We start from the raw sequence: 26,648 nt of genomic DNA, 5'->3' as shown, positions 1-26,648 counted from the left end.
GCGGCCCGCCAGTCTGACTATAGAACCGCAACTTTCCAATCATGCTCAGTTGGATTGCGAGCCGGGTTTTGCCCGGAACGCTTTTCCAATGGCCAAGAAGAATAGGTGTACCATGTCCCGCAGTTGCGAATTGACCGGCAAGGGCGTCCAGTCGGGCAACAATGTGAGCCACGCAAACAACAAGACTCGTCGCAAGTTCCTTCCGAACCTGTGCGACGTGACGCTGATCTCCGATGCACTCGGCCAGCGTTATCGTCTGCGCGTTTCGGCAGCTGCCCTGCGCACTGTTGAACATCGTGGTGGCCTCGACGCTTTCCTGCTGAAGGCCGACGAGACCGAACTGAGCATGCGCGCGCGCCTGCTGCGTCGCCAGATCGTCAAGAAGACCGTTGCTGCTGCCGCCTAAGGCATCACAACATTTCTGAAAGATTGCGCAAGGCTTGAGCGGGCGTCTGTCCGCGCAAGCCTTTTGTGTTGATCGAATTTCCCTCCAACTGGTGGCATCACCCAGGATAAAAAAATGCTGACGCTACGCTATATCCTCATTTACAGCCTGCTGATGACCGCCGTGGTCGTCGCATCCAACGTCCTCGTTCAGTACCCCTTGTCCGGCGAGTTGGCCGGCATTCAGCTGGGCGACTTGCTGACCTACGGGGCTTTCACCTATCCGATCGCCTTCCTGATCACCGACCTCACCAATCGCCAGTTCGGTCCTTCCATGGCCCGCAAGGTGGTGTTCCTCGGTTTCGTCGTCGGCATCGCCCTGTCGTTCTGGACCTCCATTCCGCGCATTGCGATTGCCTCCGGCACGGCCTACCTGATCGGCCAGTTCCTCGATATCTCGGTGTTCAACCGCCTGCGCCGCCAGAGCTGGTGGCATGCGCCGCTGGCCGGCACGGTGGCCGGCTCGGTACTCGACACAACCCTGTTCTTCTCGCTGGCCTTTGCCGCGAGCTTTGCCTTCATCGGGCCCAACGATGCCTTCGCGATCGAGAACGCACCTGTCCTCGGCATTTTTGCAGTGGAAGCACCGCGCTGGGTATCCTGGGCGATCGGCGATCTCTGCGTGAAGATCCTGGTGGGCCTGGTCCTGTTGCTGCCCTACGGCGCCCTGATGAACACGCTGAAGCCGATGGCTCCGGCCACGCAGACCCGCTGAGGACAAGAGCCGCGCCGGCCATTGGGCCGGTGCCTGGCAGTCATCAGTTGATGACCCGGAACTCCAGCATCAGATTGCGTTGCAGGATCGAATGGTTGTCGTCGGAGACGACGATGACCCTCACCTCGCCACCGTCCAGGGCAACGACGTCGAGACCTTCCATGTTGTCGATCTGGTCGCTGTAGCCGGCTTCGAACACGATATCGCCATCCACCACCGCCCCAGGCTTCAGCGCGTCGGCCTCGATGCGGCGGATGCGCATGCCGATACCGGTTGCCAGGCCAAAACGCCGCTCAAGCAGCAGAAGATCGCCATCAGGAAGAAAGGCACCATCCGTCACGTCGAAATCATCGTGACGGGCGACCTTGAAGGAGCCCTTCAGCGGGCCGTCGAGGATACCGGCATACAGATAACCCTGTGCGTCGACGCTACGCTCGGAAACCGCCACGAGTCCGCCGGCAAGCGGACTTGCGACGGGAGAAGCGGCCAGCGTCTCCAAGCCGCCATTGCCGCGCAGTCGGCCGACGGCAAAGGGAAGCGCCAGGGTCCGCACCGGGCGGCCGGTTTCCGTAACCGGCAGGGCATAGGCATCCACCCGATGCCGTTGTTCGAAGCCGACGATCGCCTGACCGTCGCGAATTGCCAGGCTCTCGGCGTCCATGGAAGACTTTCCCTGGTCCTGAAGGCCTCTGGCATCGGTCATCGGAACAATCGCCATATCGGCAAGGCCTGAAAGCCGACCGGTCGCGTCGCGCTCGATCCGGCCCGACATCCAGTGGCCCGTATCGAGCACGCCGATAAAGTCACGGCCGCCTGGAAGGAAGCGGACAGACGACCAGGCGCCGAAGAGGGCAGTCGATGACGATATGTCGATGCCGCCCAGAAATTCGAACGAACCGAAGACCGCCCCTTCCGATCCTGGCCTGAAGACCGGGATTTGCCGGCTGCTCGTCGGAACCAGTTCGGCCATTGCCGCAGCAGCGCAAAGGCTGGTCCCAAGGGCCAACCCAAGCGCAAGGATCGATATCGGATGCTTCATCGTGCCCTTTTGGCCTGACGCCCGCCACCGCGCGTCTTGTCCTCGAACAGCGCCGCCAGCTGTTCGGTCATGGCCCCCGCCAACTCGTCCGCATCGACGATCGTCACGGCCTTGCGATAATAACGCGTCACGTCATGGCCGATGCCGATCGCCAGCAATTCGACCGGCGAACGCGTCTCGATCTGGTCGATGACGGCCCGCAGATGCCGCTCAAGATAATTGCCGGGATTGACCGACAGCGTCGAATCGTCGACCGGCGCACCGTCGGAAATCATCATCAGGATCTTGCGCTGCTCGCGCCGCGCGATCAGGCGGTTATGCGCCCACATCAGCGCTTCGCCGTCGATGTTTTCCTTGAGCAGGCCTTCGCGCATCATCAGCCCGAGATTGCGCCGTGACCGGCGCCAGGGCGCATCGGCCGACTTGTAGATGATATGGCGCAGGTCGTTCAAACGGCCCGGTGTCGGCTGCTTGCCGCCCGCCAGCCATTTTTCTCGGCTCTGGCCGCCCTTCCAGGCTTTTGTGGTAAAGCCGAGGATCTCGACCTTGACGCCGCAGCGCTCCAGCGTACGGGCCAGGATATCGGCGCAGGTGGCGGCAACCGTGATCGGCCGGCCACGCATGGAGCCGGAATTGTCGATGACCAGCGTCACGACGGTATCGCGGAACTGGGTGTCGCGCTCCATCTTGAAGGACAGCGGCTGCATGGGATCGATCACCATGCGCACCAGCCGCGCCGAATCGAGATAACCTTCCTCGAGGTCGAAATCCCAGGAGCGGTTCTGCTGAGCCATCAGGCGGCGCTGCAGCCGGTTGGCCAGCCGTCCGACCGCACCCTGCAGATGAGAGAGCTGCTTGTCCAGGAAGGCCCGCAGACGATCGAGTTCGGCGTCGTCGCAAAGCTCCTCTGCCGTCACCACCTCATCGAACTCCTGGGTGAAGATCTTGTAGTCGACCTTCTCGTTGAAATCGTCGAAGGGACTGGCCGGACGGCGCATCTCGCCGGGCGTCTCGGAATCCTCGTCGCCCTCCTCGGTCATGTCGTCGTCGGAAATCTCCGCGCCGTCCATTTCGCCGTCATCCATCTGCTCCTGCGAGGCTTCGCTGTCCTCGGCAGGCGCACTCTCGGAACCGGCTTCCTCTTCGGCGCTGTCCTGGTCTTCCTCGTTGCTGCGAGGCTGATCCTCGTCTGAGCTGTCCTCGTCCTGGCTGTCGTCGGCATCGTCGTCGCCGACATCATCGGCCATTTCCATGGCGCTCAGCATATGCCGGATGACACGCGCGAAGGCCTGCTGGTCCTCGATCGTCGCAGACAGGTTGGCCAAATCGCCGCCCGTCTTTTCCTCAAGATAGGGACGCCAGAAATCCAGAACCTTGCCCGCACTTTCCGGCGGCTTCTCCCCGGTCAACGTCTCGCGCACCAGCATGGCAACGGCTTCCGCAAGCGGAGCGTCCTCCTGCTTGGCAATGCCGGCAAAATTCGCCTTGGCGTATTTCTCCGCATTCATCGACTGCAGATTGGCCGCCATGCCGCCCATCCGCAGCGCACCGATCGACTCCACGCGGGCCTGCTCGACCGCATCGAACACCGTTCGGGCGTCAGGCCCCTGGGGCGCCAGCGAGGCATGGATCTTCTGGTCGTGGCAGGCGATTCTCAGCGCCATGCTGTCGCCGAGCCCGCGGGTCACCGCAAGCTCCTGCGCCGTCGGCCGCTTGGAGATTTCCGGCAGCCGTACCCGATCGCCGACCAGCCCCGGCCGCTCGTTGGCAAACGCCACCTCGACATTCGGATTGCCGGCAACGGCGCGCACGCAGCCGGTGATCGCCCGGCGCAACGGTTCCGTATCGACCGCCGTGCCGGGTTTCGCTCTGGAATTGTCGCCGCGACCTGCCATCTGCTGTTATGCCTTTCTCAGGCGCCAAGCACGATGTTGGCCGCACTTTCCTTCAGCTCGACGCCGAAAGCGCGCTGATACTGTTCCGCCACCAGCGTGCGCTCCAGTTCGTCGCACTTGTTGAGGAAGGTGACGCGGAACGAGAAGGCGACATCGCCGAAGATCTCCGCATTTTCCGCCCAGGTGATGACGGTACGCGGGCTCATGACGGTCGACAGATCGCCATTCACGAAAGCCGCACGGGTGAGGTCGGCCAGACGCACCATCTTGCCGACGGTTTCGCGACCAGCTTCCGTCTTGCGGAAGCTCTTGACCTTGGCCAGCACGATGTCGACTTCCTTGTCATGCGGCAGATAGTTGAGCGTCGTGACGATCGACCAGCGGTCCATCTGCGCCTGGTTGATCTGCTGCGTGCCGTGATAGAGGCCGGTCGTATCGCCGAGGCCGACCGTGTTGGCCGTTGCAAACAGGCGGAAGGCCGGATGCGGACGGATAACCCGGCTCTGGTCGAGCAGCGTCAGACGGCCGGAGGATTCCAGCACGCGCTGGATGACGAACATCACGTCCGGACGACCGGCATCGTATTCGTCAAACACCAGCGCCACATTGTGCTGATAGGCCCAGGGCAGAATGCCGTCCTTGAATTCGGTGATCTGCTTGCCGTCTTTGAGCACGATGGCGTCCTTGCCGACCAGATCGATACGGCTGACATGGCTGTCGAGGTTGACGCGCACGCAAGGCCAGTTGAGCCGGGCTGCGACCTGTTCGATATGGGTCGACTTGCCGGTGCCGTGAAAGCCGGACACCATGACGCGGCGGTTGTGCGCAAACCCGGCCAGAATGGCGAGCGTCGTCTCGCGGTCGAACAGGTAGTCCGGATCAAGATCCGGCACGTAAGCGTCGCCCTTACTGTAGGCCGGTACGCGGATATCGCTGTCAATTCCGAAGACTTCCCGAACCGAAACCGTAATGTCGGGAAGATTGGAAATATCAATGTCAATTTTGCTCATCGTGTCTCCATGCCGGACGGCACCGACCGGCTGCGTATGTCAGGCCTATTTCGTAGCGTTTTCGATTAACAGAAACCAGCCTGCTTTAACAATTGATACGCCTGAATAACAGCGCGAAAACGCTCTTCCGAGCCGCGGTCTCCGCCATTTGCGTCAGGATGATGTTTTTTTACAAGCTCCTTGTAGCGGCTCTTGATCTCGGCAGACGTCGAATTGCCCGGCAGGCCCAAGGCGTCAAAGGCTTTTGCCTCGAGCGTCTTCAATTTGCGCGCCTGGGTGTCGAATCGCGACCCATTGCCGCGCCCCTGCCCGACGAAGCCGAACGGGTCTTTCATGCGGGCCTGAGCACCGGCCGAACCAGAGCGCACTGTCGAATGCAGCGGGCTCGTCTTGGCCGCCTTGTTGACGCCCACCGTCCAGGTCGGCCGATGGCCGGTGATCGCTTCCTTCTGGTAGCGTGCGATCTCGGTGTCGGAGAGGCCGGAAAAATAGTTGTAGCCCTTGTTGTATTCCTTCACGTGCTCGAAGCAGAACAGGAAAAACTGGCCTTCGGCATTGCGGCCGACCGGTGCACGGTGGGCACCCGTTTTCTCGCAGCCGTCCCACTGACAGGTCGGAGTGGTGTTCTCCGGCTCCTGCGGTTTCTTCCGGCGCGTCCGGATCTTGTCGAAATATTTTGAATCAAGCTTCATCACGTAAGTATGGGACCTCTGCCCGAACACAACAAGAATTGACAAATCAGATTGTTATTGCCTTTGTGGGGCTTTTTCCAAAGGCTCGAGACGGGAGTAACCGAATGTCGCTTCGAAAGACGATAGAACAAAAACTCGAGGAAGCCTTCCGGCCTGAGCGTTTGATCGTTCTGGACGAAAGCGCCCATCATGCAGGCCATCAGCCCGACATCACAGGCACCGGCGAAACCCATATGCGGGTGCGGATCGTATCGGCGCATTTTGCCGGCCTGCCGCGGCTGGCCCGCCACAGGGCGGTCACCGACCTGCTGAAGCCGGAAATCGACGCCGGGCTGCATGCGCTCGCCATCGAACCCTCCGCACCGGGCGAACCGACACGTTGGTAGACGAAGGCCTCAGTCGAGCTTGGTCGCTTCGTCCGCCGGACGGATCCTGAGTTTCGTGATGCGGTTCTTTTCCCGCTTCATCACGATGAAACGCTTGCCATAGAAGGTGAAGGCCTGACGCTCCTCCGGGATCGATTTCGACTCGTGTATCACCAGTCCGGCAATGGTGGTAGCCTCTTCATCGGGCAGATGCCAGTCGAGCGCCCGATTGATATCCCGGATCGGTACCGTTCCATCCACCACGATCGACCCGTCAGCTTCCTGGCGGACCCCTTGAATATCGATGTCATGCTCGTCGGAAATGTCGCCGACGATCTCTTCCAGGATATCTTCGAGCGTGACGATGCCCTGCACCTCGCCATATTCATCGACAACCACGGCAAAATGCACCTTGCGACGCAGGAAGGCGTTGAGCTGGTCCTTCAGGTTGGTCGTGTCCGGAACGAACCAGGGTTTCTGGGCGATCTTGCCGATATCGAGATTGGACGGCTCGACATTCGGCTCGGCCAGCGCCCGAAGCAGATCCTTGGCATGGACGACGCCGACGATGTTGTCCGTCGATCCGCGCCACAGCGGCATGCGGGTATAGGGGCTTTCCAGCACGGCCCGCACGGCGACCTCCGGCGGATCGTCGGCATTGACCCCGCGCATCGACGTGCGATGGATCATGATGTCGGACACTTCCAGCTCGCCAAGGTCCAACACGCCGCCCAACCGGTCCCGATCGGCCTTGACCACCGAGCCCTCGCGGTGCAGCAGGTCCACCGCCCCGCGCAACTCGTCATGGGCCGACAGCATCGAGGTTTCCTTCGACAGCGTCAGCCCGAACAGCCCCAGCAGCCCGCGGACGATGAAGTTGACGCCGCTCGATACCGGCCCAACGACCGCCACGAACAGCCGCACCGCCGGTGCCACACGCAATGCGAAACGGTCCGGATTGGAAATCGCCCAGCTTTTCGGCAGCACTTCGGAGAAAATCACCAGCAGCGCCGTCATCACCAGGGTCGCGTAGACCACGCCACTATCGCCGAACAGAGCCAGGAACAGGCTGGTCGTCAGCGATGAGGCCAGGATGTTGACGAGATTGTTGCCGATCAGCAGCGCGCCGATCAGCCGGTCGCGCCGCTCGATCAGCGTGTTGACCAGCCTCGCCCGGATATCGCCGTTGTTCTCCATCGTATGCATGCGCGCCCGCGACGCAGCAGTCAGCGCCGTCTCGGAACCGGAAAAGAAGGCCGATGCGATGATGAGGCCCAGAATGGCGACGATCAGCAGCCAGTATTCCGCCAGATTGGCCAGGAAGATCTCGATGGTCATGTCTCCAGCTTTTCAGTGAGGAACCGCAGGACTTCCGACGACGGAACGTCGTCTGCAACGAAGGACCGTCCGATGCCATGAGTGAGGATGAAGGTGAGCTTGCCGCCCTTGACCTTCTTGTCCTGGGCGATGGCGTCCATCAATATATCGGGTGTCGGCATCTCGCCTTCAATGTCTTTGATCGATATCGGCAGGCCCACGGCCTTCAAATGCGCCTCGACGCGGGCCGCATCGTCGGGGCTGGCAAGGTTCAAGCGGGCCGAAAACTGGTGTGCCAGAACCATGCCGATCGCCACACCTTCGCCATGCACCAGCCGTCGGCTGTCGTAGTTCGTCGCCACTTCCAAAGCGTGGCCGAAGGTGTGGCCGAGATTGAGCAGTGCCCGCCGGCCGTTTTCCCGCTCGTCGGCGACCACCACATCGGCCTTGGCCTGGCAGCTCGCGGCAATCGCCTCGATGCGCGCCGCGCCGCCGGAAAAGATCTCCTGCCAATTGCCTTCCAGCCAGGCAAAGAAATCAGGCTGATCAATCAGACCATACTTGGCCACCTCGGCGTAACCGGCCCGGAACTCGCGGGCGCTCAGCGAATTCAGCACGCCCGTGTCGGCCAGCACCAGATCCGGCTGGTTGAAGATGCCGACCAGGTTCTTGCCCTGCCGGGCGTTGATGCCGGTCTTGCCGCCAACGGACGAATCGACCTGCGACAGCAGCGAAGTCGGCATCTGCACGAAGCGCACGCCACGCCGGACGATCCCTGCGGCAAAGCCGGTGAGATCGCCGATCACCCCGCCGCCGAGCGCGATGACCGCGTCGTTGCGTTCGATGCGCGCTTCCAGAAGCACGTCGCAGACCTTCATCAGGTGCTCGAAGCTCTTGGTCTTTTCCCCGGCCGGCAGCGACAGGGACACGGCTTCGATCCCGTCCGCCTCAAGGCTGTCCATCAATTCCTCGAGATAGAGCGTGCCGACATTCTCGTCGGTCACGATCGCGGCCTTCCGGCCCTTGATCCGCGTCGAAATCTCGCCGCCGGCCCGCCCGATCATGCCGGGGCCGATCAGGATATCATAGGCGCGCTCGCCAAGGGGCACATGCACCAGGCGTTCCGGGGACTGAACATCATTCATCGATCTTGCTTTCACTGGAACTGGGAAGGGAGGCGAGCGCCGCCAGAACCTCGTTGACAATCACATCTTTGCGGACATCCCGGGAGATCACCGTCAGGTCTGCAGTCGCATAGACCGGATAGCGCTCGTTCATCAGTTTCTCGAGAGTCTGCTTGGGATTTTCGGTCTTGAGCAGGGGCCGGTGGTCGCGCTTGTTGACGCGCTCCCACAACACGTCGATATCCGCCTTGAGCCACAGCGATATGCCGCCGCGCTCGATCTGCCGGCGCGTCCGCTCGTTGATGAAGGCGCCGCCGCCGGTCGAGATGACTCTTGGGCCCCCACGCAGCAGCCGCTTGATCACCCGGGTTTCAAGCGCCCGGAACTCCTCCTCGCCATAGGCGGCAAACAGTTCGCTGATGGTCATGCGCGAGACGCGCTCGATCTCGGCATCCGTATCGACGAAGGGAAGCCCGAGTTGCAGGGCTGTCACTCGGCCGACCGCCGACTTGCCCGCTCCCATCAATCCCACGAAAACGAGATTGCGACGTCCAAGCGCCGCGCGGGCACGCTCGCTGAGTGTCGGGGCTACTGATAGGGGCAAATCCGTCATCGGCCTGTTCGCAAGTGTTTTGCAACGGTATTGACAAATGAGCGCGCAGCGTCAAGCCGTGGATGCCGAAAGACCGGCACGAACTGGCGTCTTGCCCTGATTGCGCGCTTCATCATAAACATCGACCATCAATACGCCGGGGATGACATCATGCCGACATTGTTCCGCTTTCTGTTCCTATGCGCCACCGTCGCGGCGATGATCTATGGAAGCATGTGGGCTCTCGTCGTCTTCGTGGAGCCAACGCCGCGCGACGTGACCGTCAAGATTCCGGCAGAACGGCTGAACCCGCCTGCGCCCTCGCAATGAACGTCCCCAAGGATCCGTCTTGTCCGATCTGAGCTACGCCCGCATAGAGGCCTTTCTCGAAATGATGAGCGCCGAACGCGGCGCGGCAGGCAATACGCTGCTGTCCTATGAACGGGACCTGGATGATCTGCGCGGTTTTCTCACGGCGCGGTCGACCAGTATCGTCGACGCCGCATCCGCCGACCTGTCGGCCTATCTCGGCGACCTGGCAAAGCGCGGCTTCGAGCCGTCCTCTCAGGCGCGGCGCCTGTCGGCCATGCGCCAGTTCTACAAATTCCTCTATGCCGAGGGCATCCGCGGCGACGATCCGACGGCCATTCTCGACGCTCCGAAGAAAAACCGCAGCCTGCCCAAGACCATGACGGTTGCCGATGTCAGCCGCCTGCTTTCGGTTGCAGAGGAAGAGGCTGCGATCGAGGACAAGCACCAGCTTCTGCGCGTCCGCATGCTGGTCCTGCTTGAACTCCTCTATGCAACCGGCATGCGGGTCAGCGAACTCGTCTCGCTGCCGGCCAACACGCTCGGTCGCGAAGGACGCTTTCTGGTCATCCGCGGCAAGGGCAACAAGGAACGCCTGGTGCCGCTGTCGAAAACGGCGGTCACCGCCCTTGGTCGCTACGGCGCCTTGTTGGCCCGGCAGGATAATGGCAAGGCGGGACCCAGCCCCTGGCTTTTTCCCTCCGCCAGCAAGGAGGGCTATCTGCCCCGCCAGGTCTTTGCCCGCGACCTGAAGGACCTGGCAATCCGCGCCGGCCTCGACGCCGCCATGATTTCGCCCCATGTCCTGCGCCATGCCTTTGCCAGCCACCTCCTGGAAAACGGCGCGGACCTGCGCGTCGTGCAGGAATTGCTGGGGCATACGGATATTTCGACGACCCAAATCTACACCCATGTCCTGGAGGAAAGGCTGCAGCGACTGGTTCAAACGCACCACCCCCTTGCCAAACAGGCTAAAAAACAGGATTAGGACCGGCAGCACCCGGAGACAGGCGCCCCAATACCTGTGGGCACAACGATCGGAACGGATCTCATGCTTAACTATCTCGATTTCGAAAAGCCCATTTCGGACCTCGAAGGCAAGATTCATGAATTGAAGAAAATCGCCACCGAGGACGAGAGCATCGACACCTCGGAAGAAATCGGCCGGCTGGAAGTTCGCGTTCGCGAATCCATGGAGGACATCTATTCCAAGCTGAACGCCTGGCAGAAGACGCAGGTCGCGCGCCACCCGTCGCGCCCGCATTTCGTCGACTATGCCGCACGGCTGTTCACCGATTTCACACCGCTGGCCGGCGACCGCAAATTTGCCGAGGATGCCGCCATTCAGGCCGGCCTTGCCCGCTTTCAAGGCCAGCCGGTCGCCGTCATCGGCCAGGAAAAGGGCAATGACACCAAGTCGCGCCTGAAGCACAATTTCGGCAGCCCTCGTCCGGAAGGCTATCGCAAGGCCATCCGCGTCATGGAAATGGCCGATCGCTTCGGCCTGCCGCTGATCACGCTGATCGACACGGCCGGAGCCTATCCCGGCATCGGCGCCGAGGAACGCGGCCAGGCCGAGGCGATCGCCCGTTCGACCGAAATGTGCCTCAACCTCAAGGTTCCGATGATTTCCGTCGTGATCGGTGAAGGCGGCTCGGGCGGCGCCATCGCGATCGCCACCGGCAACCGCGTCTACATGCTGGAACATGCCATCTACTCGGTGATTTCGCCGGAAGGGGCTGCTTCCATTCTCTGGCGCGATTCCACCCGCGCCAAGGAAGCCGCCACCAATATGAAGATCACCGCCGAGGACCTGAAATCCCTGGGCGTCATCGACGGCATCATTCCGGAACCCATCGGCGGCGCGCATCGCGGCGCGGAAACGGTCATCGACCGCACCGGCGAGACGATTGCCAAGGCACTGGCCGATCTGGCCGGGCAGGACGGCAACCAGTTGCGCACGGCCCGCCGCCAGAAATTCCTGAATATCGGCCGCAATCTGTAGCAGGTGACCGGCCTCGGCTGGTCACAATGCTGCTACTTTGCCGGTATATCGGATTGGCGGAAACGTCTTTGCCGTATATGAGATTCATGTTTTGTGAAGCATGTCGCGTTAACAATGCCGAAACCCTCCCGAACGGGAGCTTTCTGACCCTGCCAAATGAGCTTCCGGAATGCGTTTGAAATCGACCGCACTTGTTCTGATCGCTGCAGCAGCCCTTTCCGGCTGCAACGACACCTTGGATAGTGTCGATACACCTGTAAATGTCAGCAACAAGGTCGAGCAGCCGCTGCCGCAGCGCATTCTCACCGAAATGCGCACCAAGGGCATGGAACGCACCTCGCCGATTGCCATCCGCATCTTCAAGGAAGAAGGCGTTCTGGAAATCTGGAAGGCCAAGACCAACAACCGCTTCGAAAAGATCGCGGAATACACGATCTGCGCCTGGTCCGGCCGGCTTGGACCCAAGGTCAAGGAAGGCGATCGACAGGCGCCGGAAGGCTTCTACTCGCTGTCGCCGCACCATCTCAACCCGAATTCGAAATATTATCTGGCGATCAATACCGGCTATCCGAACCGCTTCGACCAGGCCAACGGCCGCAACGGCACGAACCTGATGATCCATGGCGCCTGCTCCTCGTCGGGCTGCTATTCGATGACCGACGCGCAGATCCTGGAAATCTATGCCTTTGCCCGCGACGCCTTCAAGGGCGGCCAGGAGACCATCCAGCTTCAGGCCTTCCCCTTTCGCCTGACGGCCGAAAACATGGCACGCCACCGCCACAGCCCGCATTATGCCTTCTGGCAGAACCTCAAGGTCGGCTATGACAATTTCGAGGTGACCAAGCGGCCGCCCGAGGTCAATTTCTGCGACAAGAAATACGTCTTCAACCAGCAGATCGAGGGCAGCGGTTCCTTCAACGCCGCCGCCGCCTGCCCGACCTTGACGACGCCCGCACCTCTGCAGGCCGCGCTGGCATCCTACCAGACGGCCTATGCGCGCGACTTCGACAAGGCGATGAAGAAATACGACGACAAGGTCTGGTACGATCCGACGGAAGCCGAGCGCAAGGCGCTGGTGGCCGACCTGCGCAAGGGCCGCGATCTGGCCTATGCCCCGACCGGCTCGGCGCTCAAGGCCGGCAAGCTGCTCAAGCTGAAGGAAGTGGAGGATCCCTCCGCACCGACGCTCAACCTGCGCAAGGCTGTCGCCGATCCTTCCGTTCCTCCGTTGTTCACGGCCGCTCCATCAGCACCGGCAACGGCGCCCGCCGCGCAACCGCCGGCTCCAGGACCGACGATAGCCGCAGCAGCGGCCGCCAATGCCGCACAGGCGACCCCGGCTGCGCCTGCCGCCCCCCAGCAGACGGCAAACGTTCCCGTTCCGGCCCCCAATCCAAACGCCGTCGCGGTGGCGCCGGTGCCGTCTGCCGACGAGAAAAAGCCGTTCTGGAAGTTCTGGGCCTCGAAGTGACCGACGGCTCGCCGCAGGTCTACGACCTGAAGGGCCTGAAATGCCCGCTGCCGGTGTTGAAGACCCGGCGGCGTCTGGCCGATATGGCCAAGGGCGCGGAATTGATCGTCGAGACGACCGATCCGCTCGCCGTCATCGATATCCCGCATTTCTGTAGCGAGAACGGCCACGACCTGGTCGCGTCGGAAAAAACCGACACCGGCCATCGCTTTTCCATTCGCCGCGGCTGATCAGAGCCGCTTGGCCGCCGCCGCGGCTCGTCAGAGCCGCATACCGGGAATGGCCAGGGGATTGTTGGTCAGCGCCTCGCGGTCCGGCCGGTCGATCCGTATCTTGCCGACGAAAGCATCGAACAGATCCCGGACATAGGCCTCCGGCAGGTCCTTGGTGATCAGCACCATCCGCGTGCGCCGATCCGTGGGATCCGGCCAGGCCGGCAGGCGCACCGGCGGGTGAAACACCGCCTGGACGCCATGCAACACGATCGGACGGTCCGGATTGTCGCTGAGCCCCACCACAGCCTTCATGCGCAGCAGCCGCTCACCATGGGCCGACCGCAGCAGATCGACGAACATCTCCAGCGCCATCGGATTGATGAGCCCGTCATGGATGATCGAATAGGACCGGATTGAATCGCCATGTCGCGTCACGTCATGGTGATGGCCGTGATGGTCGTGCCCATGTCCGTCATCATGGTCGTGATGATGCCCATGCTGGTGGTCGTGATGATGTTGCGTATGCCCATGGTCGTCGGCCGCGGCCTCGTCGTTGAGCCAGCGCGCGACATCCGCCACCTTGCTCGACGCATCGTAGAGACCGTTGTCGAGAATGCCGGCCCGACCGGCAGCATCCGTATCGCCATCCATCACCACGGCGCGCGGGTTGAGTTCGAAAAGCCTCGCCGTCAGCCGGACGAGCGATGCCGCATCGGTCATCGTCGATTTGGAGATGATCAGCCGGTCGGCGACGGCCACCTGTTTGACCGCCTCCTCGAATTGATCGAGCGTCGACAGGCCGTTCACCGCGTCGACGACCGTGATGACGCCGTCCAGCTCGAAACAATCCGCCAGCACCGGATTACCGATCACCGACTGCATCACCGGCGCCGGATCGGCAAGTCCCGTGGTCTCGATGACGATACGGCTGAGCCTGGCGATCTTGCCGGTCTGCAGCCTGTCCATCAGCATGGCGAGCGTGTCGATCAGCTCACCGCGCACCGTGCAGCAAAGGCAGCCGTCCGACAGTTCGACGACCGCATCGTTGGAGGCTTCCACCAGCAGGTGGTCGATGCCCACTTCGCCGAATTCGTTGATGATGACGGCCGCATCCCTGAGGCCGGGATCGCGAAGCAAACGGTTCAACAGCGTCGATTTTCCGGCACCGAGAAAGCCGGTAAGGATCGACACGGGGATCCGTGCGCTGGGATGGGTCATGACGACACCTTTGTCTTTGCTCAGAAGGTCGGGCGCGGAATGGGGATCGGCACGTTGGCGATCTCATTGGCTGCCGTGGGCTTGCCCACCGGCTTTTCGGTGCCAGGGATAAGGCCCGCAAATACCGTGCGCGGCGGACGCGGCATCTGCTGGATATAAGGCGAATGCACCTTCATCCGGCCTTCCTCGTCGCGGCCTTCGCTGCGCACCTGCCGCGCCTTTGGATTGCAGATCTCGCTGCTGATATCGACGACCGCATCCCGGCCCTCGCCATAGGGCCTGAGCGTATCCAGCCGGTCGCCGGTCGCCGTGCGCGTCGTCAGCGCCTTCTGCAGCAGATCGGCCGACATGTCGGCGCGCCCGCCGAGGCTATCGGCGCCCAGCACCACTGCGACGACCGTGCGGCCGTTGCGGGTCGCCGATGACACCTGGTTGAAGCCGGAGGCGCAGATATAGCCGGTCTTCATGCCATCCGCGCCGTCGAAGCGGCCGATCAGCATGTTGTAATTCGGATATTCGCGCTTGCCGGTATTGATACCTTCCAGCGCGAAATAGCCGGCATATTCGGGAAACTCGCGGCGGATCGCCACGGCCAAGACAGCAAGATCCCGCGCCGTCGTATATTGCCCCTGGCCTGGCAGGCCGTTCGGATTGATGAACCGCGACGAGGACATGCCAAGACGTGCCGCCTCGTTGTTCATCCGCGCCATGAAATTATCGAGCGAGCCGCCCACCGTTTCGGCGATTGCCACCGCGACGTCATTGGCCGATTTGACGAGCAGGATCTTCAGGGCGCTGTCGAGCGTCATCTGCGAGCCGGGCTTGAAATACATCTTGCTGGCCGGCTGGGCCGCGGCCTTCTGGCTCATGGTCACGACGCTGTCGAGTCGGACCTCGCCGGCCTTCAGCGCCCTGAACACCGTATAGGCCGTCATCATCTTGGTCAGCGACGCGGGATACCATTTGCGGAAGGCATCCTCATGCTCGATCACCCGGCCGGTGGCCACATCCACCACGATTTTCGGATTGGCCGCGGCAAGGGCCGGCAGCAAAGCGGCAAGCGCCGCCGACAGCGCGAAAATGCGTCCAAGACGGTGCAGCATGGCAGACAACGACATCTCCTTGATCGGCCAAAACGGTTTACCGCTTGCCGAATGTCCCTCGTAACCCGCGGATATCTATCTTATATGACTTAGCAATGGCAAAGCCCGTTGATTCCGTCAATTGCCACGCGGCCACTGCCGCGCTTAAACTGCCCAGAGTTTCAGATGCAGGGCCAGGAAAATGACATGCCGATTTTGAACCGAGCCGCCGAATTGCAGGACGAAGTGCAGGAATGGCGCCGTCATATCCACAGCAATCCCGAGATTCTCTACGATGTCGAGCAGACGGCGGCCTTCGTGGCGGCGCGCCTTGCCGAGTTCGGCGTTGACGAAATCGTGACCGGCATCGGCCGCACCGGCGTGGTCGGCGTCATCCGCGGCCGCGGTGAAAGCCAGCGGGCGATAGGCCTTCGCGCCGACATGGACGCCCTACCGCTGACCGAGATCACGGCCAAGCCCTGGGCCTCCACCGTCGCCGGCCGGATGCATGCCTGCGGCCATGACGGCCACACGGCCATGCTGCTGGGGGCTGCCAAATACCTGGCCGAGACGCGCAATTTCAACGGCAATCTCGTCGTCATCTTCCAGCCCGCCGAAGAGGGTGGCGCCGGCGCGCTCGCCATGGTCAAGGACGGCCTGATGGAGCGGTTCGGCATCCAGGAAGTCTACGGCATGCACAACATGCCCGGCATGCCGGTCGGCACTTTCGCGATCCGCAAGGGCGGCATCATGGCCGCGCCAGACAAGTTCTCCATCACCGTCAAGGGCCGCGGCGGCCACGCCGCCGAGCCGCACCACACCTTGGATCCGATCGCCATCGGCGCGCAGATCGTCGGCGCCCTGCAGCTGATCGCCTCGCGCAACGCCAATCCGCTACGCTCCGTCGTCGTCTCGGTCACGAAATTCATTGCCGGCACCACCCACAACATCATTCCGGAAGAGGCCCTTTTGGCCGGCACCGTGCGCAGCCTCGACGAAACCGTCCGCGATCTTGCCGAAAGCCGGATCCGCCAGATCGCCGCCGGCATTGCCGCCGCCAACGGTGCCGAGGCCGTCGTCGACTATGAGCGGGCCTGTCCGGTCACCGTCAACCATGCCGCCGAGACCCTGCATGCCGCCCGTGCCGCGATTGACGTGGCTGGCCCCGACAATGTCGACACCGAGGTTGATCCATCGATGGCCGGCGAAGACTTTGCCTTCATGCTGCAGACTCGTCCCGGCGCCTATATCATGATCGGCAACGGCGAGACCGCAGGCCTGCACAATCCCGCCTATGACTTCAACGACGAGGCCATCGCCCACGGCATTTCCTATTGGGTGAAGCTCGCCGAGCAGCGGCTGACGGACTGAGACCTGGGGCGGCCGGACATCGACCGCCGGCCACCGCCAAACCGACCCCGCCTCTCTAAAAAAGCTTGGCTTCGCCTTAAGCCTTTTGTATGGATGCCTGTAAGTGGTTCCGTAGCTCAGCAGGATAGAGCACCAGATTCCTAATCTGGGGGTCGCGCGTTCGAATCGCGCCGGAATCACCATCGCTTTCCCTCACGCCTGCACCTTCCTGTCCTCCCCGCCCTTGTCCGTTGGAATTTTCAATGCCCTGAGCGCGTTGAGGATGACAGCCACGTCGATCGCCTCCTGCAGCAAAGCGCCTTGCACCGGCGAAAGATAGCCCATTCCGGCAAAACCCATGGCGAGGAAGGACAGGCCAAGACCGACGGCGACGCTCTGGCGGGCGATGGCGAGCGTGTTCTGGGCAACCACCAGCGCCTGGGCCAGGCGGCGCAGATCGTCGACAAGCAGCACGATATCCGCAGCCTCCGAGGAGGCGGCAGCACCCCGCGCGCCCATCGCCACCCCGACATCGGCCACTGCGAGCGCCGGCGCATCGTTGACCCCGTCACCGATCATCATCACTGGTGCCGCGACACGTTCCCTGATGACGATCTCCACCTTGTCGGCCGGTTGCAGGTCGCCGCGCATGTCGTCGATCTGCAGGGTACGGCCGATCGAGGTCACCACGTCGGAGCGGTCGCCGGACGCCATGACGAAACGGCTGACCCCTGCCTTGCGAAACCTGTCGAGCGTGGCGCGGGCGTCGTCGCGCACGCGATCAGCGAGCAGGATGATGCCAGCGACAGCGCCATCCAGGCCGACCGCCACCACGGCCATGCCCGGCGGCAGATCACCGCCAAGCTCGAAGGGATCGCCGACCATGCTCCTGTCGCGCACGAAGCTACTGCCGCCGACCACGACCCGCCGGCCATCGACAAGACCCTCAAGGCCCGCACCCGGCACCTCGCGGACATCCGTTGGGTTGGATAGCACCATGCCCTTTTGATGCGCGGCCTGCACCAGGGCTGCCGCGCTGACATGGTTCGAGGCCTGATCGAGCGAGGCCGCCATGCGCAGCAGCATCTCCCCGTCTAAGCCCGGCGCGGCACGGATATCGACCACCCCGGCCGTCCCGGTCGTCACGGTACCCGTCTTGTCGAGCACGACGGTGCGCACCCGCGCCAGCGCCTCCAGCGCGCCGCCGTTCTTGATCAACACTCCGATCGCTGCGGCCCGCGATATGCCTGATATGATCGCCACGGGAACGGCGAGGATCAGCGGACAGGGGGTCGCGACCACCAGCACGGCCAGCGCCCGCAACCGGTCGCCACTGATCCACCAGGCGCCGCCGGCGATCAGCACCGTCGCCAGCAGAAACCAGATGGCATAGCGATCCGCCAGGCGCACCAGGGGCGCCTTGCTCTGCTGCGCCCCTTCGACCAGCCGGACGATGCCGGCATAGGTGCTGTCTGCGGCGGTCCGGCTGACCTTGAGATCGAAGGCGCCGCCGATCGACAGGCAACCGCTGGCCACCTCCTGGCCGTTCCTCAGTTGGATGGGCAGGGATTCGCCCGTCAGCGCCGACATGTCCAGGTCGGCCCGTGCATCAAGCAGCACACCATCATTCGGCACCACCTCGCCGCGCCGGATCAAAATACGGTCGCCCGGCACCAGCCGATCGATCTCCACTTCTTCGAGGCTTTCCCCGGCATAGCGCATGGCCGTGCGCGCCACACGGCCAAGCAGCGCCGTCATTTCCCGTCGCGCCCGGCCCTCCGCATAATTTTCCAGCTGCTGCCCGCCGGCATACATCAGGGCGACGATATTGGCGGCCAGCGGTTCGCCGAAGGCAAGGGCTGCCGACATCGACAGCCCGGCGATGACATCGATGCCGAAGTGCCCGCGCCACAAAGACGCGGCGATTTCCGCGGCAAGCACCGCAAGCACAATGCCGGCGCCCAGCGACCAGCCGAGTGCGGCAAGGTCTGCCCGGCCGAGTGAGATCGCCAATCCGCCGGCGCCGAGCGTCAGCAAGGCCAACAGCGCCAGAACAGGACGGGCATAGGTGCGCGAGAAGGCCAGCGCATCGACCATTGCAGTTCCCCCCATCAACTCCGTTGCGCGACGGCGCATCCGGGATCAAATGCTTGCTGCACAACCATTTCCCTTGTAGACGCATGGGAAAATGAAGCAATCCGCGGATATCCGAATGAACCCCGTCACCGAAGTGCCGCGTCGCTTGACCATACTCGGTTCCACCGGCTCGATTGGAACCAACACGCTCGACGTCATTGCGCAGCTTGGCGGCCGGGATTCCTTCGAAATTCTGGCGCTGACCGGCAACGGCAATATCGATCTCCTGGCCGCGCAGGCCCGCGCCACCGGCGCCCGGCTCGCCGTCACAGCCGATGAAAGTCAGTATATTGCCCTGAAGGATGCGCTTTCTGGAAGCGGCGTGGATGTCGCGGCCGGCAGGACAGGGCTCGACGAGGCCGCCCGGCTCGACGCGGACTGGGTGATGGCGGCCATCGTCGGCACGGCGGGCCTTGCCCCGACGCTTGCCGCGGCCGCCCGCGGCGCCGATATCGCGCTCGCCAACAAGGAATGTCTCGTTTCCGCCGGTGATCTCTTCGTCCAGGCAGTGCGCGACGGTGGCGGCCGACTGATCCCCGTCGACAGCGAACACAGCGCCATTTTCCAGTGCCTCGATGACCACCAGCGCCATGCGCTGGAGCGCATCGTGCTGACCGCTTCGGGCGGACCGTTCCGCGCCTTCAGCCGCGAGCAGATGGCGGGCGTGACCGCTCATACCGCGCGCACCCATCCCAACTGGTCGATGGGCCTGAAGATCTCGATCGGCAGCGCCTCGATGTTCAACAAGGCGCTGGAAATGATCGAGGCGAAACATCTCTTCGATGTCCGCCCGGATCAGATCGAGGTGATCGTCCATCCCCAGTCGATCGTCCATTCCATGGTCGGCTATACCGACGGCTCGGTGATTGCCCAGCTCGGCAGCCCGGACATGCGCACCGCCATCGGCTATGCGCTGACCTATCCTCAGCGTCCGAGCCTTAATGTCGAGCGGCTGGATTTCGCAAAGCTGGCCCGGCTCGATTTCGAGGCGCCGGACGAGGTGCGGTTCCCGGCGCTCCGGCTGGCCCGCACGGCACTGACCCGCGGCGGTCTGCAGGGCGCCGTGATGAATGCCGCCGAAGAAACCGCCTTCACGGCCTTTGTCGAAGAACGCATCGGCTTTCTTGATATGGCCGATATCGTCGAGACGGTGATGGACGGCCTGTGCGGCATCGGCGCCGCGTCCACCATCGCCGACGTCTTTGCAGCCGACGACGAGGCCCGCCGACAGGCCTTGGACGCGATCGCCACTCGCCGCTCGGCGTAACGACGGCCAGGCCAGGCCCGCATCAGTTCGCCGCCTGGCGCCGTCCATAGACCGCCCGGCGCAGCAGTTCGGGATAAAAACCCATGCAGCCTTCAAGCGCGGTATTGGTCAGGCTGACGACGGTCAGCCGTTCGGCCGGATCGATGAACCAGGTGTTTCCGTAGACCCCACCCCATTGCAGCGCACCCTTCGGCAGAGCCGTTGCCGCCGCATCGGGATCGATGATCACCGCGCCGATGAACCCGAACCGCATGCCCGGCTCGCCGTCGATATCGCCGATCTGATTGGAGATCGCCGCCTTCGCCGTCTCGGGCTTCAGCACGGGCTGACCGCCCGCCCGCACCGTTTCGAGCAGTTTCAGCATGTCGTCGGCCGTTCCGGCCATGCCGGCGCCACCGGACTGGAACGCCTTGGGATTGAAGATGCGCGACGGTGAGAATGCCGCCCGCCATCCGGCCTCGCCGGCGGCTATCCACGGATCCGGCATGCGGTCCGGCCGCTCCCGGCCATCCGCATAGGCGACGGCCAATCGCTCTTTGTCGGTGACATGGAAGCGCGCATCCGACATCCCAAGCGGACCGGCAACATGGTGGATTACGGCCGCCTCCAGCGTATCGCCATGCACGGCCGCAATCACGGCGCCGAGAATGTCTGTCGCAAAGGAATAGGCCCAGCGGCTGCCGGGCGCAAACGCCAGAGGTATGGCGTTATGCCGCTCGAAATTAGACTTGAGATCAAGATCCGTGTCGACAAGGCCCATCGTCACCGCGCGGTCCGGGGCGAGAAGTTCCAGGGCCGGATCGTAGACGAGACCTGATGTATGGGTCAGCAGATGACGGATGGTGATCGCGGCCTCCCGCCCATCGGCGGTCTTCGGGCGAAACCACGGCAGAATATCGACAACGGGATCATCCAGGCTGATGAGACCGGCATCGGCCATGGCCAATGCCGTCACCGCAACCACCGGCTTGCTCAGCGACGCGTAGCGAAAGATCGTGTCGAGGGTGACGGGCCGCCGCGCTTCGCGATCGGCATATCCGGCGGCGCGACGCAGAAGCGGTTCGCCATCGCGGTAGACCAGAACCACCGCCCCGGTGATGCGCTCCTGCTCGATCGCCTGGTCGAGCATCCGGTTGACACGGTCCGCAATGGTCATGGCTGAAAAATCTCCCAATAAAAATGCGGGCCACGTTGCCGTGACCCGCATCGTTATAGGAAATATCCTGGACCGATCAAGCGACCGCGCGCGACAGGGCGCAACGCGACCAGAGCTGATGCAACGCGCCGACCAGATGTTCGAGATCCCCGTCCGAATGCAGCGGCGTCGGGGTGATGCGCAAACGCTCGGTCTTCTTCGGCACCGTCGGATAGTTGATCGGCTGAACGTAGATGCCGAAATTGTCGAGCAGAAGATCCGAGATCCACTTGCACTTGGCCGCGTCGCCGACCAGCACGGGCACGATATGGCTCGGGTTGGACATATGCGGAATGCCGCGGGCATCAAGCATCGAGCGCAGGCGGCGAACCCGTTCCTGATGGGCGAACCGTTCTATCTGGCTGGTCTTCAGGTGGCGGATCGAGGCGACCGCACCGGCTGCCAGCGACGGCGGCAGGGCTGTCGTGAAGATGAAGCCGGAGGCAAAGGAGCGGATGAAATCGCAAAGGGCGGCAGACGCCGCGATATAGCCGCCCATCACGCCGAAGGCCTTGCCAAGCGTACCTTCGATAATCGTCAGACGATGCATAAGGCCTTCGCGCTCGGCGATGCCGCCGCCATGGGCGCCATACATGCCGACGGCATGCACTTCGTCCAGATAGGTCATGGCGCCGTATTTGTCGGCAAGGTCGCAGATTTCCTTGATCGGTGCGATATCGCCATCCATGGAATAGACCGATTCGAAGGCGATCAGCTTCGGCGCCCGGGGATCGGCAGCCGCCAGCTTGGCTTCGAGGTCCTTCAGATCGTTGTGCTTCCAGATGACGCGGTCGCATTTCGCATAGCGAATGCCCTCGATCATCGAGGCATGGTTCAAGGCATCCGAGAAGATGATCAGGCCGGGGATCTTCTGGCCAAGCGTGCCGAGCGATGCCCAGTTGGAAATATAGCCGGAAGTGAAGATCAGCGCCGATTCCTTGCCATGCAAATCTGCGAGCTCGCGCTCCAGCAGCACATGGTAATGGTTGGTGCCAGAAATATTCCGGGTGCCTCCAGCACCCGCGCCACAGTGGTCGATGGCGTTCTTCATCGCTTCCACGACATCGGGGTTCTGCCCCATGCCGAGATAGTCGTTGGAACACCAGACGGTGACGTCCTGCTGGCCTTCATTGGTATAGCGCGTGGCACGAGGAAAATTGCCGCGCTGACGCTCGATATCGGCAAAAACGCGATAGCGGCCTTCTTCGTGAAGATTTTCCAATTCGCTTTTGAAAAAAGCTTCGAAATCCATTGCCAAACTCCAGTCTTTGACACCCTTTTTGGGTCCGTCCATGCGAGCGGTCAAGCCCGGCACTGTAAATTCGTTCTAAACTGCGACAAAAGGCGCGCTTTTCGAATCTTTCCAGAAATTTACTAACCGATCCCTTCCTATCGAAATTTGATCTGCGTCAAACTCAAAGAAAAAGGACAGCCGCAGCCGTCCTTTTCCAATCTTTGAGGAAACAGTCCGACTCAGGCCCCGGCAACAGCCCGCTTGGCCATGACCTTCACGAGGTTCGCACGATATTGCGAACTGCAATGCATGTCCGACATCAGCCCTTCCTCGGCAACCGGGACATTGGCCAGCGCCGCCACCGACCAGTTGGCGGCAAGGGCCGCTTCCATTGCGCCATGGCGGAACACGCCGCTCGCCCCGGCGCCGGTGACGGCCACCCGCACGCCGCCGGCCCCCTTGGCCACGAACACCCCTGCCATCGCGTAGCGCGAGGCCGGATTGGGGAATTTTGCGTAGCCGGCGGCCGGCGGCGCGGCAAAGGACACCGCCGTGATCAGTTCGCCATCCTCAAGCGCCGTTTCAAACAGCCCCGCGAAGAACTCGTCCGCCGGAATCTGCCGCCGATCGGTGATGATCGTCGCGGCAAGCGCCAGCATGGCGGCGGGATAATCGGCAGCCGGATCGTTATTGGCGATCGAGCCGCCGATCGTGCCCATATGCCGCACATGCGGATCGCCGATCATCCCGGCCAGCGCCGAGAGCGCCGGACAGACGGCCTTGATCGCCGCCGATGATGCGACTTCGGCATGGGTGACGGCCGCTCCGATGCGAACGGTGCCGCCATCGACGGCAATGCCCTTCATCGCATCGATATGGCGCAGGTCGATCAGATCGCTGGGGCTGGCCAGCCGCTGCTTCATGGTGGCGATCAGGGTCTGACCGCCCGCCACATATTTCCCATCCTCCGCCGAACCAAGCAGGCGGGCGGCATCTTCAACGGACGATGCGCGGTGATAATTGGTTGCATACATGGACCTATCTCCCCTTCACTGCGCGGCCTGAATGGCGTTCCACACCGCAAGCGGCGTGGCCGGCATATTCAGGTTGTTGTTGCCGATGGCATCGGTGATCGCATTGATCAGCGCCGGCGGCGAGCCGATGGCGCCCGCCTCGCCGCAGCCCTTGATGCCGAGCGGATTGCCCGGGCACGGCGTGCATTGATGCGAGATGCTGAAGGACGGCAGATCGTCGGCGCGCGGCATGGCATAGTCCATGTAGCTCGCCGTCAGCAACTGGCCGGTCACCGGATCGTAATTCACCCCTTCGAGCAGCGCCTGCCCGATGCCCTGCGCGATGCCGCCATGCACCTGCCCCTCGACGATCATCGGATTGATGATATTGCCGAAATCGTCGGCCGCGACGAACTGGATGATCTCGGTCTTGCCGGTTTCCGGATCGACCTCGACTTCGCAGATGTAGCAGCCGGCCGGGAAAGTGAAGTTGGAGGGATCGTAGAACGCCCCTTCCTTCAGCCCCGGCTCCATGCCGGCCGGCAGATTGTGGGCGGTATAGGCAGCCAGCGCCACCTGGAACCACGGCAGAACCTTGTCCGTGCCGGCCACCTTCAACTCACCATTCTCGATGACGATATCGCTTTCGTCGGCTTCCATCAGATGGGCGGCGATCTTCTTGGCCTTGGCCTCGACCTTGTCGAGCGCCTTGACGATCGCCGACATGCCGACGGCGCCGGAGCGCGAGCCATAGGTGCCCATGCCCATCTGCACCTTGTCGGTGTCGCCGTGCACGATCGAAACATTGTCGATCGGCACGCCGAGACGCTGGTTGACGAGCTGGGCAAAGGTCGTCTCATGGCCCTGGCCATGGCTGTGCGAACCGGTCAGCACTTCGACCGTGCCGACCGCATTGACCCGCACTTCCGCCGATTCCCATAAGCCGACGCCGGCGCCGAGCGAGCCGACCGCCGCTGACGGCGCAATGCCGCAGGCTTCGATATAACAGCTCATGCCGATGCCGCGTTTCTTGCCGCGCGATGCGGCCTCCGCCTTGCGGCCGGCAAAGCCGTTCCAGTCGGCCGCTGCCATGGCCGCATTCAGCGAGGCTTCGAAATCCCCGGCATCATAGGCCATGATGACAGGCGTCTGATGCGGGAAAGTGCGGACGAAATTCGTGCGTCGAAGCTCGGCCGGCGACAGCCCCAGCTCGCGTGCCGCCGTTTCCATCGTGCGCTCCATGACATAGGTCGCTTCCGGACGACCGGCGCCGCGATAGGCATCGACCGGCACCGTGTTGGTATAGACCGTCCGCACATTGGCATGGATCGCCGGGATATTGTACTGGCCCGACAATAGAGTCGCATAGAGATAGGTCGGCACCGAGGACGAGAACAGCGACATATAGGCGCCGAGATTGGCGATCGTGTCGACTTTCAGGCCGGTGATGCGATTGTCCTTGTCGAAGGCCATCTTGACCGTCGAGACATGGTCGCGGCCATGGGCATCGGTGAGGAAGGCTTCCGTCCGGTCGGACGTCCACTTGACCGGAACGCCGGTTTTCTTGGAAGCCCACAGACAGATGATTTCTTCCGGATAGATATAGATCTTCGAGCCGAAACCACCGCCGACATCCGGCGCGATGACCCGTAGCTTGTGCTCCGGCGCGACATTGTAGAAGGCGCTCATGACAAGCCGCGCCACATGCGGGTTCTGGCTCGTGGTGTAGCAGGTGTAATGGTCTTCCGCGCTGTCGTAGATGCCGAGCGTGGCGCGCGGCTCCATCGGGTTGGGCGACAGGCGGTTGTTGTGGATCTTGAGTTCCGTGACATGCGCTGCCTCGGCAATCGCCTTGTCAACGGCAGCGCTATCGCCGATCTCCCAGTCGAAGATCAGGTTGCCGGGCGCTTCCGGGTGCAATTGCGGTGCGCCGCCTTCAAGGGCTGCCACGGCCGTGGTCACCACCGGCAGCTCTTCATAGTCGATCTCGACCACCTCGGCCGCATCGCGCGCCTCGCCATAGGTGTCGGCCACCACGATCAGAACGGCATCGCCGACATAGCGAACGGTATCGACCGCCAGCGGACGCCAGGCGCCCATCTTCATCGGTGTGCCGTCTTTCGAATGGATCATCCAGCCGCAGATGATGTTGCCGATCCCGTCGGCCAGCAACTGCTTGCCGTCCAGCACGTCGATCACCCCCGGCATGGCCTTGGCCGCCGAAACATCGATGCTTTTAATTCTGGCATGCGCATAGGGCGAGCGCACGAAATAGGCGAATTTCATTCCCGGCACGACCATGTCGTCCGTATACCGGCCCTTGCCGGTCAGGAAGCGCTTGTCTTCCTTGCGCGTCACCCGCGCACCCACACCTTCAATACCCATGATATCCTCCGATGGCGTTTCCAGCCCGGATATCCGCACGCAGGACCTTATCAGCAGCGGCGGCCGGCCGGCGTCTCGATCTATGCTTATTCGGCGGCCTGGCGGCCGGCATGCATCTCTGTATTGGCGGCAAGAACCGCCTGGACGATATTATGATAGCCGGTGCACCGACAGATATTGCCTTCCAGCTCGTGCCGGACGGTTGCCTCGTCGAGAGTGCCGCCGTGGCGGGCGATCATGTCGACCGCAGTCATCACCATGCCCGGCGTGCAGAAGCCGCATTGCAGGCCATGATGCTCCTTGAACGCCGCCTGGACGGGATGCAGCTCGCCGTTGCCGGCCAGGCCTTCGATGGTCGTGACCGTCGAGCCCGATGCCTGCACGGCGAGGATGGAACAGCTCTTCACAGACTTGCCGTCCATGTGAACCACGCAGGCACCGCATTGGGATGTGTCGCAGCCGACATGGGTGCCGGTCAGTCCAAGCTTTTCGCGAATGAAATGCACAAGCAGCGTCCGCTCCTCGCAGTCGCCGCTCACTGTCCGGCCGTTCACCGTCAGCGTTACCTTAGCCAT

25 protein-coding genes and 1 tRNA gene are annotated in these 26,648 nt (G+C 62.6%); 11 read left to right on the top strand and 15 right to left on the bottom strand.

What is annotated here, in order from left to right; all coding sequences use genetic code 11:
• Positions 1-112 precede the first annotated feature (112 nt).
• Together rpmB and HFC70_RS11825 are read left to right on the top strand one after the other, a co-directional pair.
• A complete protein-coding gene (gene rpmB, locus HFC70_RS11830) occupies positions 113-406 on the top strand; it encodes a 50S ribosomal protein L28 (protein WP_168473441.1) in 294 nt (97 codons plus the stop codon).
• A gap of 114 nt (positions 407-520) precedes the next feature.
• Positions 521-1,159 carry a queuosine precursor transporter gene (locus HFC70_RS11825; protein WP_168473440.1) on the top strand — a complete coding sequence of 213 codons (639 nt, stop codon included), beginning with the start codon at positions 521-523 and terminating at the stop codon, positions 1,157-1,159.
• A gap of 43 nt (positions 1,160-1,202) precedes the next feature.
• On the opposite strand, the gene HFC70_RS11820 is transcribed toward HFC70_RS11825, so the two are convergent.
• From HFC70_RS11820 to HFC70_RS11805, 4 genes are all read right to left on the bottom strand, one after another.
• Complete coding sequence (locus HFC70_RS11820) at positions 1,203-2,198, bottom strand: esterase-like activity of phytase family protein (RefSeq protein ID WP_168473439.1); 996 nt, start codon at positions 2,196-2,198, stop codon at positions 1,203-1,205.
• Positions 2,195-4,093, bottom strand: a complete 1,899-nt coding sequence (gene cobT, locus HFC70_RS11815; protein WP_168473438.1) for a cobaltochelatase subunit CobT — start codon at positions 4,091-4,093, stop codon at positions 2,195-2,197. Before cobT ends, HFC70_RS11820 begins: the two co-directional genes overlap by 4 nt.
• A gap of 17 nt (positions 4,094-4,110) precedes the next feature.
• Positions 4,111-5,103, bottom strand: coding sequence for a cobaltochelatase subunit CobS (gene cobS / locus HFC70_RS11810; protein ID WP_168473437.1), 993 nt, complete (start codon positions 5,101-5,103; stop codon positions 4,111-4,113).
• 65 nt (positions 5,104-5,168) lie between these two features.
• Complete coding sequence (locus HFC70_RS11805; protein WP_168473526.1) at positions 5,169-5,795, bottom strand: J domain-containing protein; 627 nt, start codon at positions 5,793-5,795, stop codon at positions 5,169-5,171.
• Positions 5,796-5,899: 104 nt separating this feature from the next.
• Here HFC70_RS11805 and HFC70_RS11800 point away from each other — a divergent pair, with 104 nt between their 5' ends.
• Positions 5,900-6,181 (top strand): BolA family transcriptional regulator, encoded by a 282-nt coding sequence (locus HFC70_RS11800; RefSeq protein WP_168473436.1) that lies wholly within the window; start codon positions 5,900-5,902, stop codon positions 6,179-6,181.
• Between the two features lie 9 nt (positions 6,182-6,190).
• Here HFC70_RS11800 and HFC70_RS11795 read toward each other — a convergent pair whose 3' ends face one another.
• Genes HFC70_RS11795 through HFC70_RS11785 form a run of 3 tightly spaced genes read right to left on the bottom strand, consistent with a single transcriptional unit; the run spans position 6,191 to position 9,214 of the window.
• The gene (locus tag HFC70_RS11795) at positions 6,191-7,498 is read right to left on the bottom strand and encodes an HlyC/CorC family transporter (RefSeq protein ID WP_168473435.1); all 1,308 of its coding nucleotides are present in this window, start codon (positions 7,496-7,498) and stop codon (positions 6,191-6,193) included.
• A complete protein-coding gene (gene aroB, locus HFC70_RS11790) occupies positions 7,495-8,622 on the bottom strand; it encodes a 3-dehydroquinate synthase (RefSeq protein ID WP_168473434.1) in 1,128 nt (375 codons plus the stop codon). The genes HFC70_RS11795 and aroB overlap by 4 nt, the downstream gene beginning before the upstream one ends.
• The gene (locus tag HFC70_RS11785; RefSeq protein ID WP_168473433.1) at positions 8,615-9,214 is read right to left on the bottom strand and encodes a shikimate kinase; all 600 of its coding nucleotides are present in this window, start codon (positions 9,212-9,214) and stop codon (positions 8,615-8,617) included. The genes aroB and HFC70_RS11785 overlap by 8 nt, the downstream gene beginning before the upstream one ends.
• A gap of 150 nt (positions 9,215-9,364) precedes the next feature.
• Between HFC70_RS11785 and HFC70_RS11780 the strand changes: the two genes are divergently transcribed.
• The 5 genes from HFC70_RS11780 (at position 9,365) to HFC70_RS11760 (ending at position 13,208) form a co-directional block, all read left to right on the top strand.
• Positions 9,365-9,523 carry a hypothetical protein gene (locus HFC70_RS11780; protein WP_168473432.1) on the top strand — a complete coding sequence of 53 codons (159 nt, stop codon included), beginning with the start codon at positions 9,365-9,367 and terminating at the stop codon, positions 9,521-9,523.
• A 19-nt stretch (positions 9,524-9,542) separates the two neighbouring features.
• Positions 9,543-10,490: a site-specific tyrosine recombinase XerD gene (locus tag HFC70_RS11775; RefSeq protein ID WP_168473431.1), complete on the top strand. Its 948-nt coding sequence runs from the start codon at positions 9,543-9,545 to the stop codon at positions 10,488-10,490.
• Between the two features lie 63 nt (positions 10,491-10,553).
• The gene (locus HFC70_RS11770) at positions 10,554-11,507 is read left to right on the top strand and encodes an acetyl-CoA carboxylase carboxyltransferase subunit alpha (RefSeq protein ID WP_168473430.1); all 954 of its coding nucleotides are present in this window, start codon (positions 10,554-10,556) and stop codon (positions 11,505-11,507) included.
• 169 nt (positions 11,508-11,676) lie between these two features.
• Positions 11,677-12,978 carry a murein L,D-transpeptidase family protein gene (locus HFC70_RS11765; protein WP_168473429.1) on the top strand — a complete coding sequence of 434 codons (1,302 nt, stop codon included), beginning with the start codon at positions 11,677-11,679 and terminating at the stop codon, positions 12,976-12,978.
• Positions 12,975-13,208: a sulfurtransferase TusA family protein gene (locus HFC70_RS11760; protein WP_168473428.1), complete on the top strand. Its 234-nt coding sequence runs from the start codon at positions 12,975-12,977 to the stop codon at positions 13,206-13,208. The genes HFC70_RS11765 and HFC70_RS11760 overlap by 4 nt, the downstream gene beginning before the upstream one ends.
• A gap of 30 nt (positions 13,209-13,238) precedes the next feature.
• Here HFC70_RS11760 and HFC70_RS11755 read toward each other — a convergent pair whose 3' ends face one another.
• Positions 13,239-14,411: a GTP-binding protein gene (locus HFC70_RS11755; RefSeq protein WP_168473427.1), complete on the bottom strand. Its 1,173-nt coding sequence runs from the start codon at positions 14,409-14,411 to the stop codon at positions 13,239-13,241.
• A gap of 20 nt (positions 14,412-14,431) precedes the next feature.
• On the bottom strand, positions 14,432-15,514 hold the full coding sequence (locus HFC70_RS11750) for a D-alanyl-D-alanine carboxypeptidase family protein (RefSeq protein ID WP_246735751.1): 1,083 nt from the start codon (positions 15,512-15,514) through the stop codon (positions 14,432-14,434).
• Between the two features lie 186 nt (positions 15,515-15,700).
• Between HFC70_RS11750 and HFC70_RS11745 the strand changes: the two genes are divergently transcribed.
• The gene (locus HFC70_RS11745) at positions 15,701-16,864 is read left to right on the top strand and encodes a M20 aminoacylase family protein (protein ID WP_168473425.1); all 1,164 of its coding nucleotides are present in this window, start codon (positions 15,701-15,703) and stop codon (positions 16,862-16,864) included.
• Between the two features lie 105 nt (positions 16,865-16,969).
• Positions 16,970-17,046, top strand: a tRNA-Arg gene (locus HFC70_RS11740).
• 10 nt (positions 17,047-17,056) lie between these two features.
• Here HFC70_RS11740 and HFC70_RS11735 read toward each other — a convergent pair.
• Positions 17,057-18,955, bottom strand: a complete 1,899-nt coding sequence (locus HFC70_RS11735) for a heavy metal translocating P-type ATPase (protein WP_246735741.1) — start codon at positions 18,953-18,955, stop codon at positions 17,057-17,059.
• A 100-nt stretch (positions 18,956-19,055) separates the two neighbouring features.
• On the opposite strand from HFC70_RS11735, the gene dxr reads away from it, so the two are divergent.
• Positions 19,056-20,246 carry a 1-deoxy-D-xylulose-5-phosphate reductoisomerase gene (gene dxr, locus HFC70_RS11730; RefSeq protein ID WP_168473423.1) on the top strand — a complete coding sequence of 397 codons (1,191 nt, stop codon included), beginning with the start codon at positions 19,056-19,058 and terminating at the stop codon, positions 20,244-20,246.
• 22 nt (positions 20,247-20,268) lie between these two features.
• Here dxr and HFC70_RS11725 read toward each other — a convergent pair whose 3' ends face one another.
• The 5 genes from HFC70_RS11725 to HFC70_RS11705 form a co-directional block, all read right to left on the bottom strand.
• The gene (locus tag HFC70_RS11725) at positions 20,269-21,402 is read right to left on the bottom strand and encodes a serine hydrolase (RefSeq protein WP_168473422.1); all 1,134 of its coding nucleotides are present in this window, start codon (positions 21,400-21,402) and stop codon (positions 20,269-20,271) included.
• Positions 21,403-21,478: 76 nt separating this feature from the next.
• Positions 21,479-22,693: a 5-aminolevulinate synthase gene (gene hemA, locus HFC70_RS11720; RefSeq protein ID WP_168473421.1), complete on the bottom strand. Its 1,215-nt coding sequence runs from the start codon at positions 22,691-22,693 to the stop codon at positions 21,479-21,481.
• A 221-nt stretch (positions 22,694-22,914) separates the two neighbouring features.
• Positions 22,915-23,709 (bottom strand): xanthine dehydrogenase family protein subunit M, encoded by a 795-nt coding sequence (locus tag HFC70_RS11715; RefSeq protein ID WP_168473420.1) that lies wholly within the window; start codon positions 23,707-23,709, stop codon positions 22,915-22,917.
• 15 nt (positions 23,710-23,724) lie between these two features.
• Positions 23,725-26,073, bottom strand: a complete 2,349-nt coding sequence (locus tag HFC70_RS11710; RefSeq protein ID WP_168473419.1) for a xanthine dehydrogenase family protein molybdopterin-binding subunit — start codon at positions 26,071-26,073, stop codon at positions 23,725-23,727.
• A gap of 86 nt (positions 26,074-26,159) precedes the next feature.
• Positions 26,160-26,648, bottom strand: coding sequence for a (2Fe-2S)-binding protein (locus tag HFC70_RS11705; protein WP_168473418.1), 489 nt, complete (start codon positions 26,646-26,648; stop codon positions 26,160-26,162).

It is taken from the genome of Agrobacterium sp. a22-2 (genome assembly GCF_012276985.1).
In the GTDB taxonomy this organism is placed as follows: Bacteria; Pseudomonadota; Alphaproteobacteria; order Rhizobiales; family Rhizobiaceae; genus Allorhizobium.
This window is presented reverse-complemented; position numbering and strand designations above follow the sequence as displayed.

Coding starts and splice junctions, on each gene's coding strand:
- rpmB (WP_168473441.1), top strand. CDS start 113: ATGTCCCGCAGTTGCGAATTGACCGGCAAGGGCGTCCAGTCGGGCAAC.
- HFC70_RS11825 (WP_168473440.1), top strand. CDS start 521: ATGCTGACGCTACGCTATATCCTCATTTACAGCCTGCTGATGACCGCC.
- HFC70_RS11820 (WP_168473439.1), bottom strand. CDS start 2,198: ATGAAGCATCCGATATCGATCCTTGCGCTTGGGTTGGCCCTTGGGACC.
- cobT (WP_168473438.1), bottom strand. CDS start 4,093: ATGGCAGGTCGCGGCGACAATTCCAGAGCGAAACCCGGCACGGCGGTC.
- cobS (WP_168473437.1), bottom strand. CDS start 5,103: ATGAGCAAAATTGACATTGATATTTCCAATCTTCCCGACATTACGGTT.
- HFC70_RS11805 (WP_168473526.1), bottom strand. CDS start 5,795: ATGAAGCTTGATTCAAAATATTTCGACAAGATCCGGACGCGCCGGAAG.
- HFC70_RS11800 (WP_168473436.1), top strand. CDS start 5,900: ATGTCGCTTCGAAAGACGATAGAACAAAAACTCGAGGAAGCCTTCCGG.
- HFC70_RS11795 (WP_168473435.1), bottom strand. CDS start 7,498: ATGACCATCGAGATCTTCCTGGCCAATCTGGCGGAATACTGGCTGCTG.
- aroB (WP_168473434.1), bottom strand. CDS start 8,622: ATGAATGATGTTCAGTCCCCGGAACGCCTGGTGCATGTGCCCCTTGGC.
- HFC70_RS11785 (WP_168473433.1), bottom strand. CDS start 9,214: ATGACGGATTTGCCCCTATCAGTAGCCCCGACACTCAGCGAGCGTGCC.
- HFC70_RS11780 (WP_168473432.1), top strand. CDS start 9,365: ATGCCGACATTGTTCCGCTTTCTGTTCCTATGCGCCACCGTCGCGGCG.
- HFC70_RS11770 (WP_168473430.1), top strand. CDS start 10,554: ATGCTTAACTATCTCGATTTCGAAAAGCCCATTTCGGACCTCGAAGGC.
- HFC70_RS11765 (WP_168473429.1), top strand. CDS start 11,677: ATGCGTTTGAAATCGACCGCACTTGTTCTGATCGCTGCAGCAGCCCTT.
- HFC70_RS11755 (WP_168473427.1), bottom strand. CDS start 14,411: ATGACCCATCCCAGCGCACGGATCCCCGTGTCGATCCTTACCGGCTTT.
- HFC70_RS11750 (WP_246735751.1), bottom strand. CDS start 15,514: ATGCTGCACCGTCTTGGACGCATTTTCGCGCTGTCGGCGGCGCTTGCC.
- HFC70_RS11745 (WP_168473425.1), top strand. CDS start 15,701: ATGCCGATTTTGAACCGAGCCGCCGAATTGCAGGACGAAGTGCAGGAA.
- HFC70_RS11735 (WP_246735741.1), bottom strand. CDS start 18,955: ATGGGGGGAACTGCAATGGTCGATGCGCTGGCCTTCTCGCGCACCTAT.
- dxr (WP_168473423.1), top strand. CDS start 19,056: ATGAACCCCGTCACCGAAGTGCCGCGTCGCTTGACCATACTCGGTTCC.
- HFC70_RS11725 (WP_168473422.1), bottom strand. CDS start 21,402: ATGACCATTGCGGACCGTGTCAACCGGATGCTCGACCAGGCGATCGAG.
- hemA (WP_168473421.1), bottom strand. CDS start 22,693: ATGGATTTCGAAGCTTTTTTCAAAAGCGAATTGGAAAATCTTCACGAA.
- HFC70_RS11715 (WP_168473420.1), bottom strand. CDS start 23,709: ATGTATGCAACCAATTATCACCGCGCATCGTCCGTTGAAGATGCCGCC.
- HFC70_RS11710 (WP_168473419.1), bottom strand. CDS start 26,073: ATGGGTATTGAAGGTGTGGGTGCGCGGGTGACGCGCAAGGAAGACAAG.
- HFC70_RS11705 (WP_168473418.1), bottom strand. CDS start 26,648: ATGGCTAAGGTAACGCTGACGGTGAACGGCCGGACAGTGAGCGGCGAC.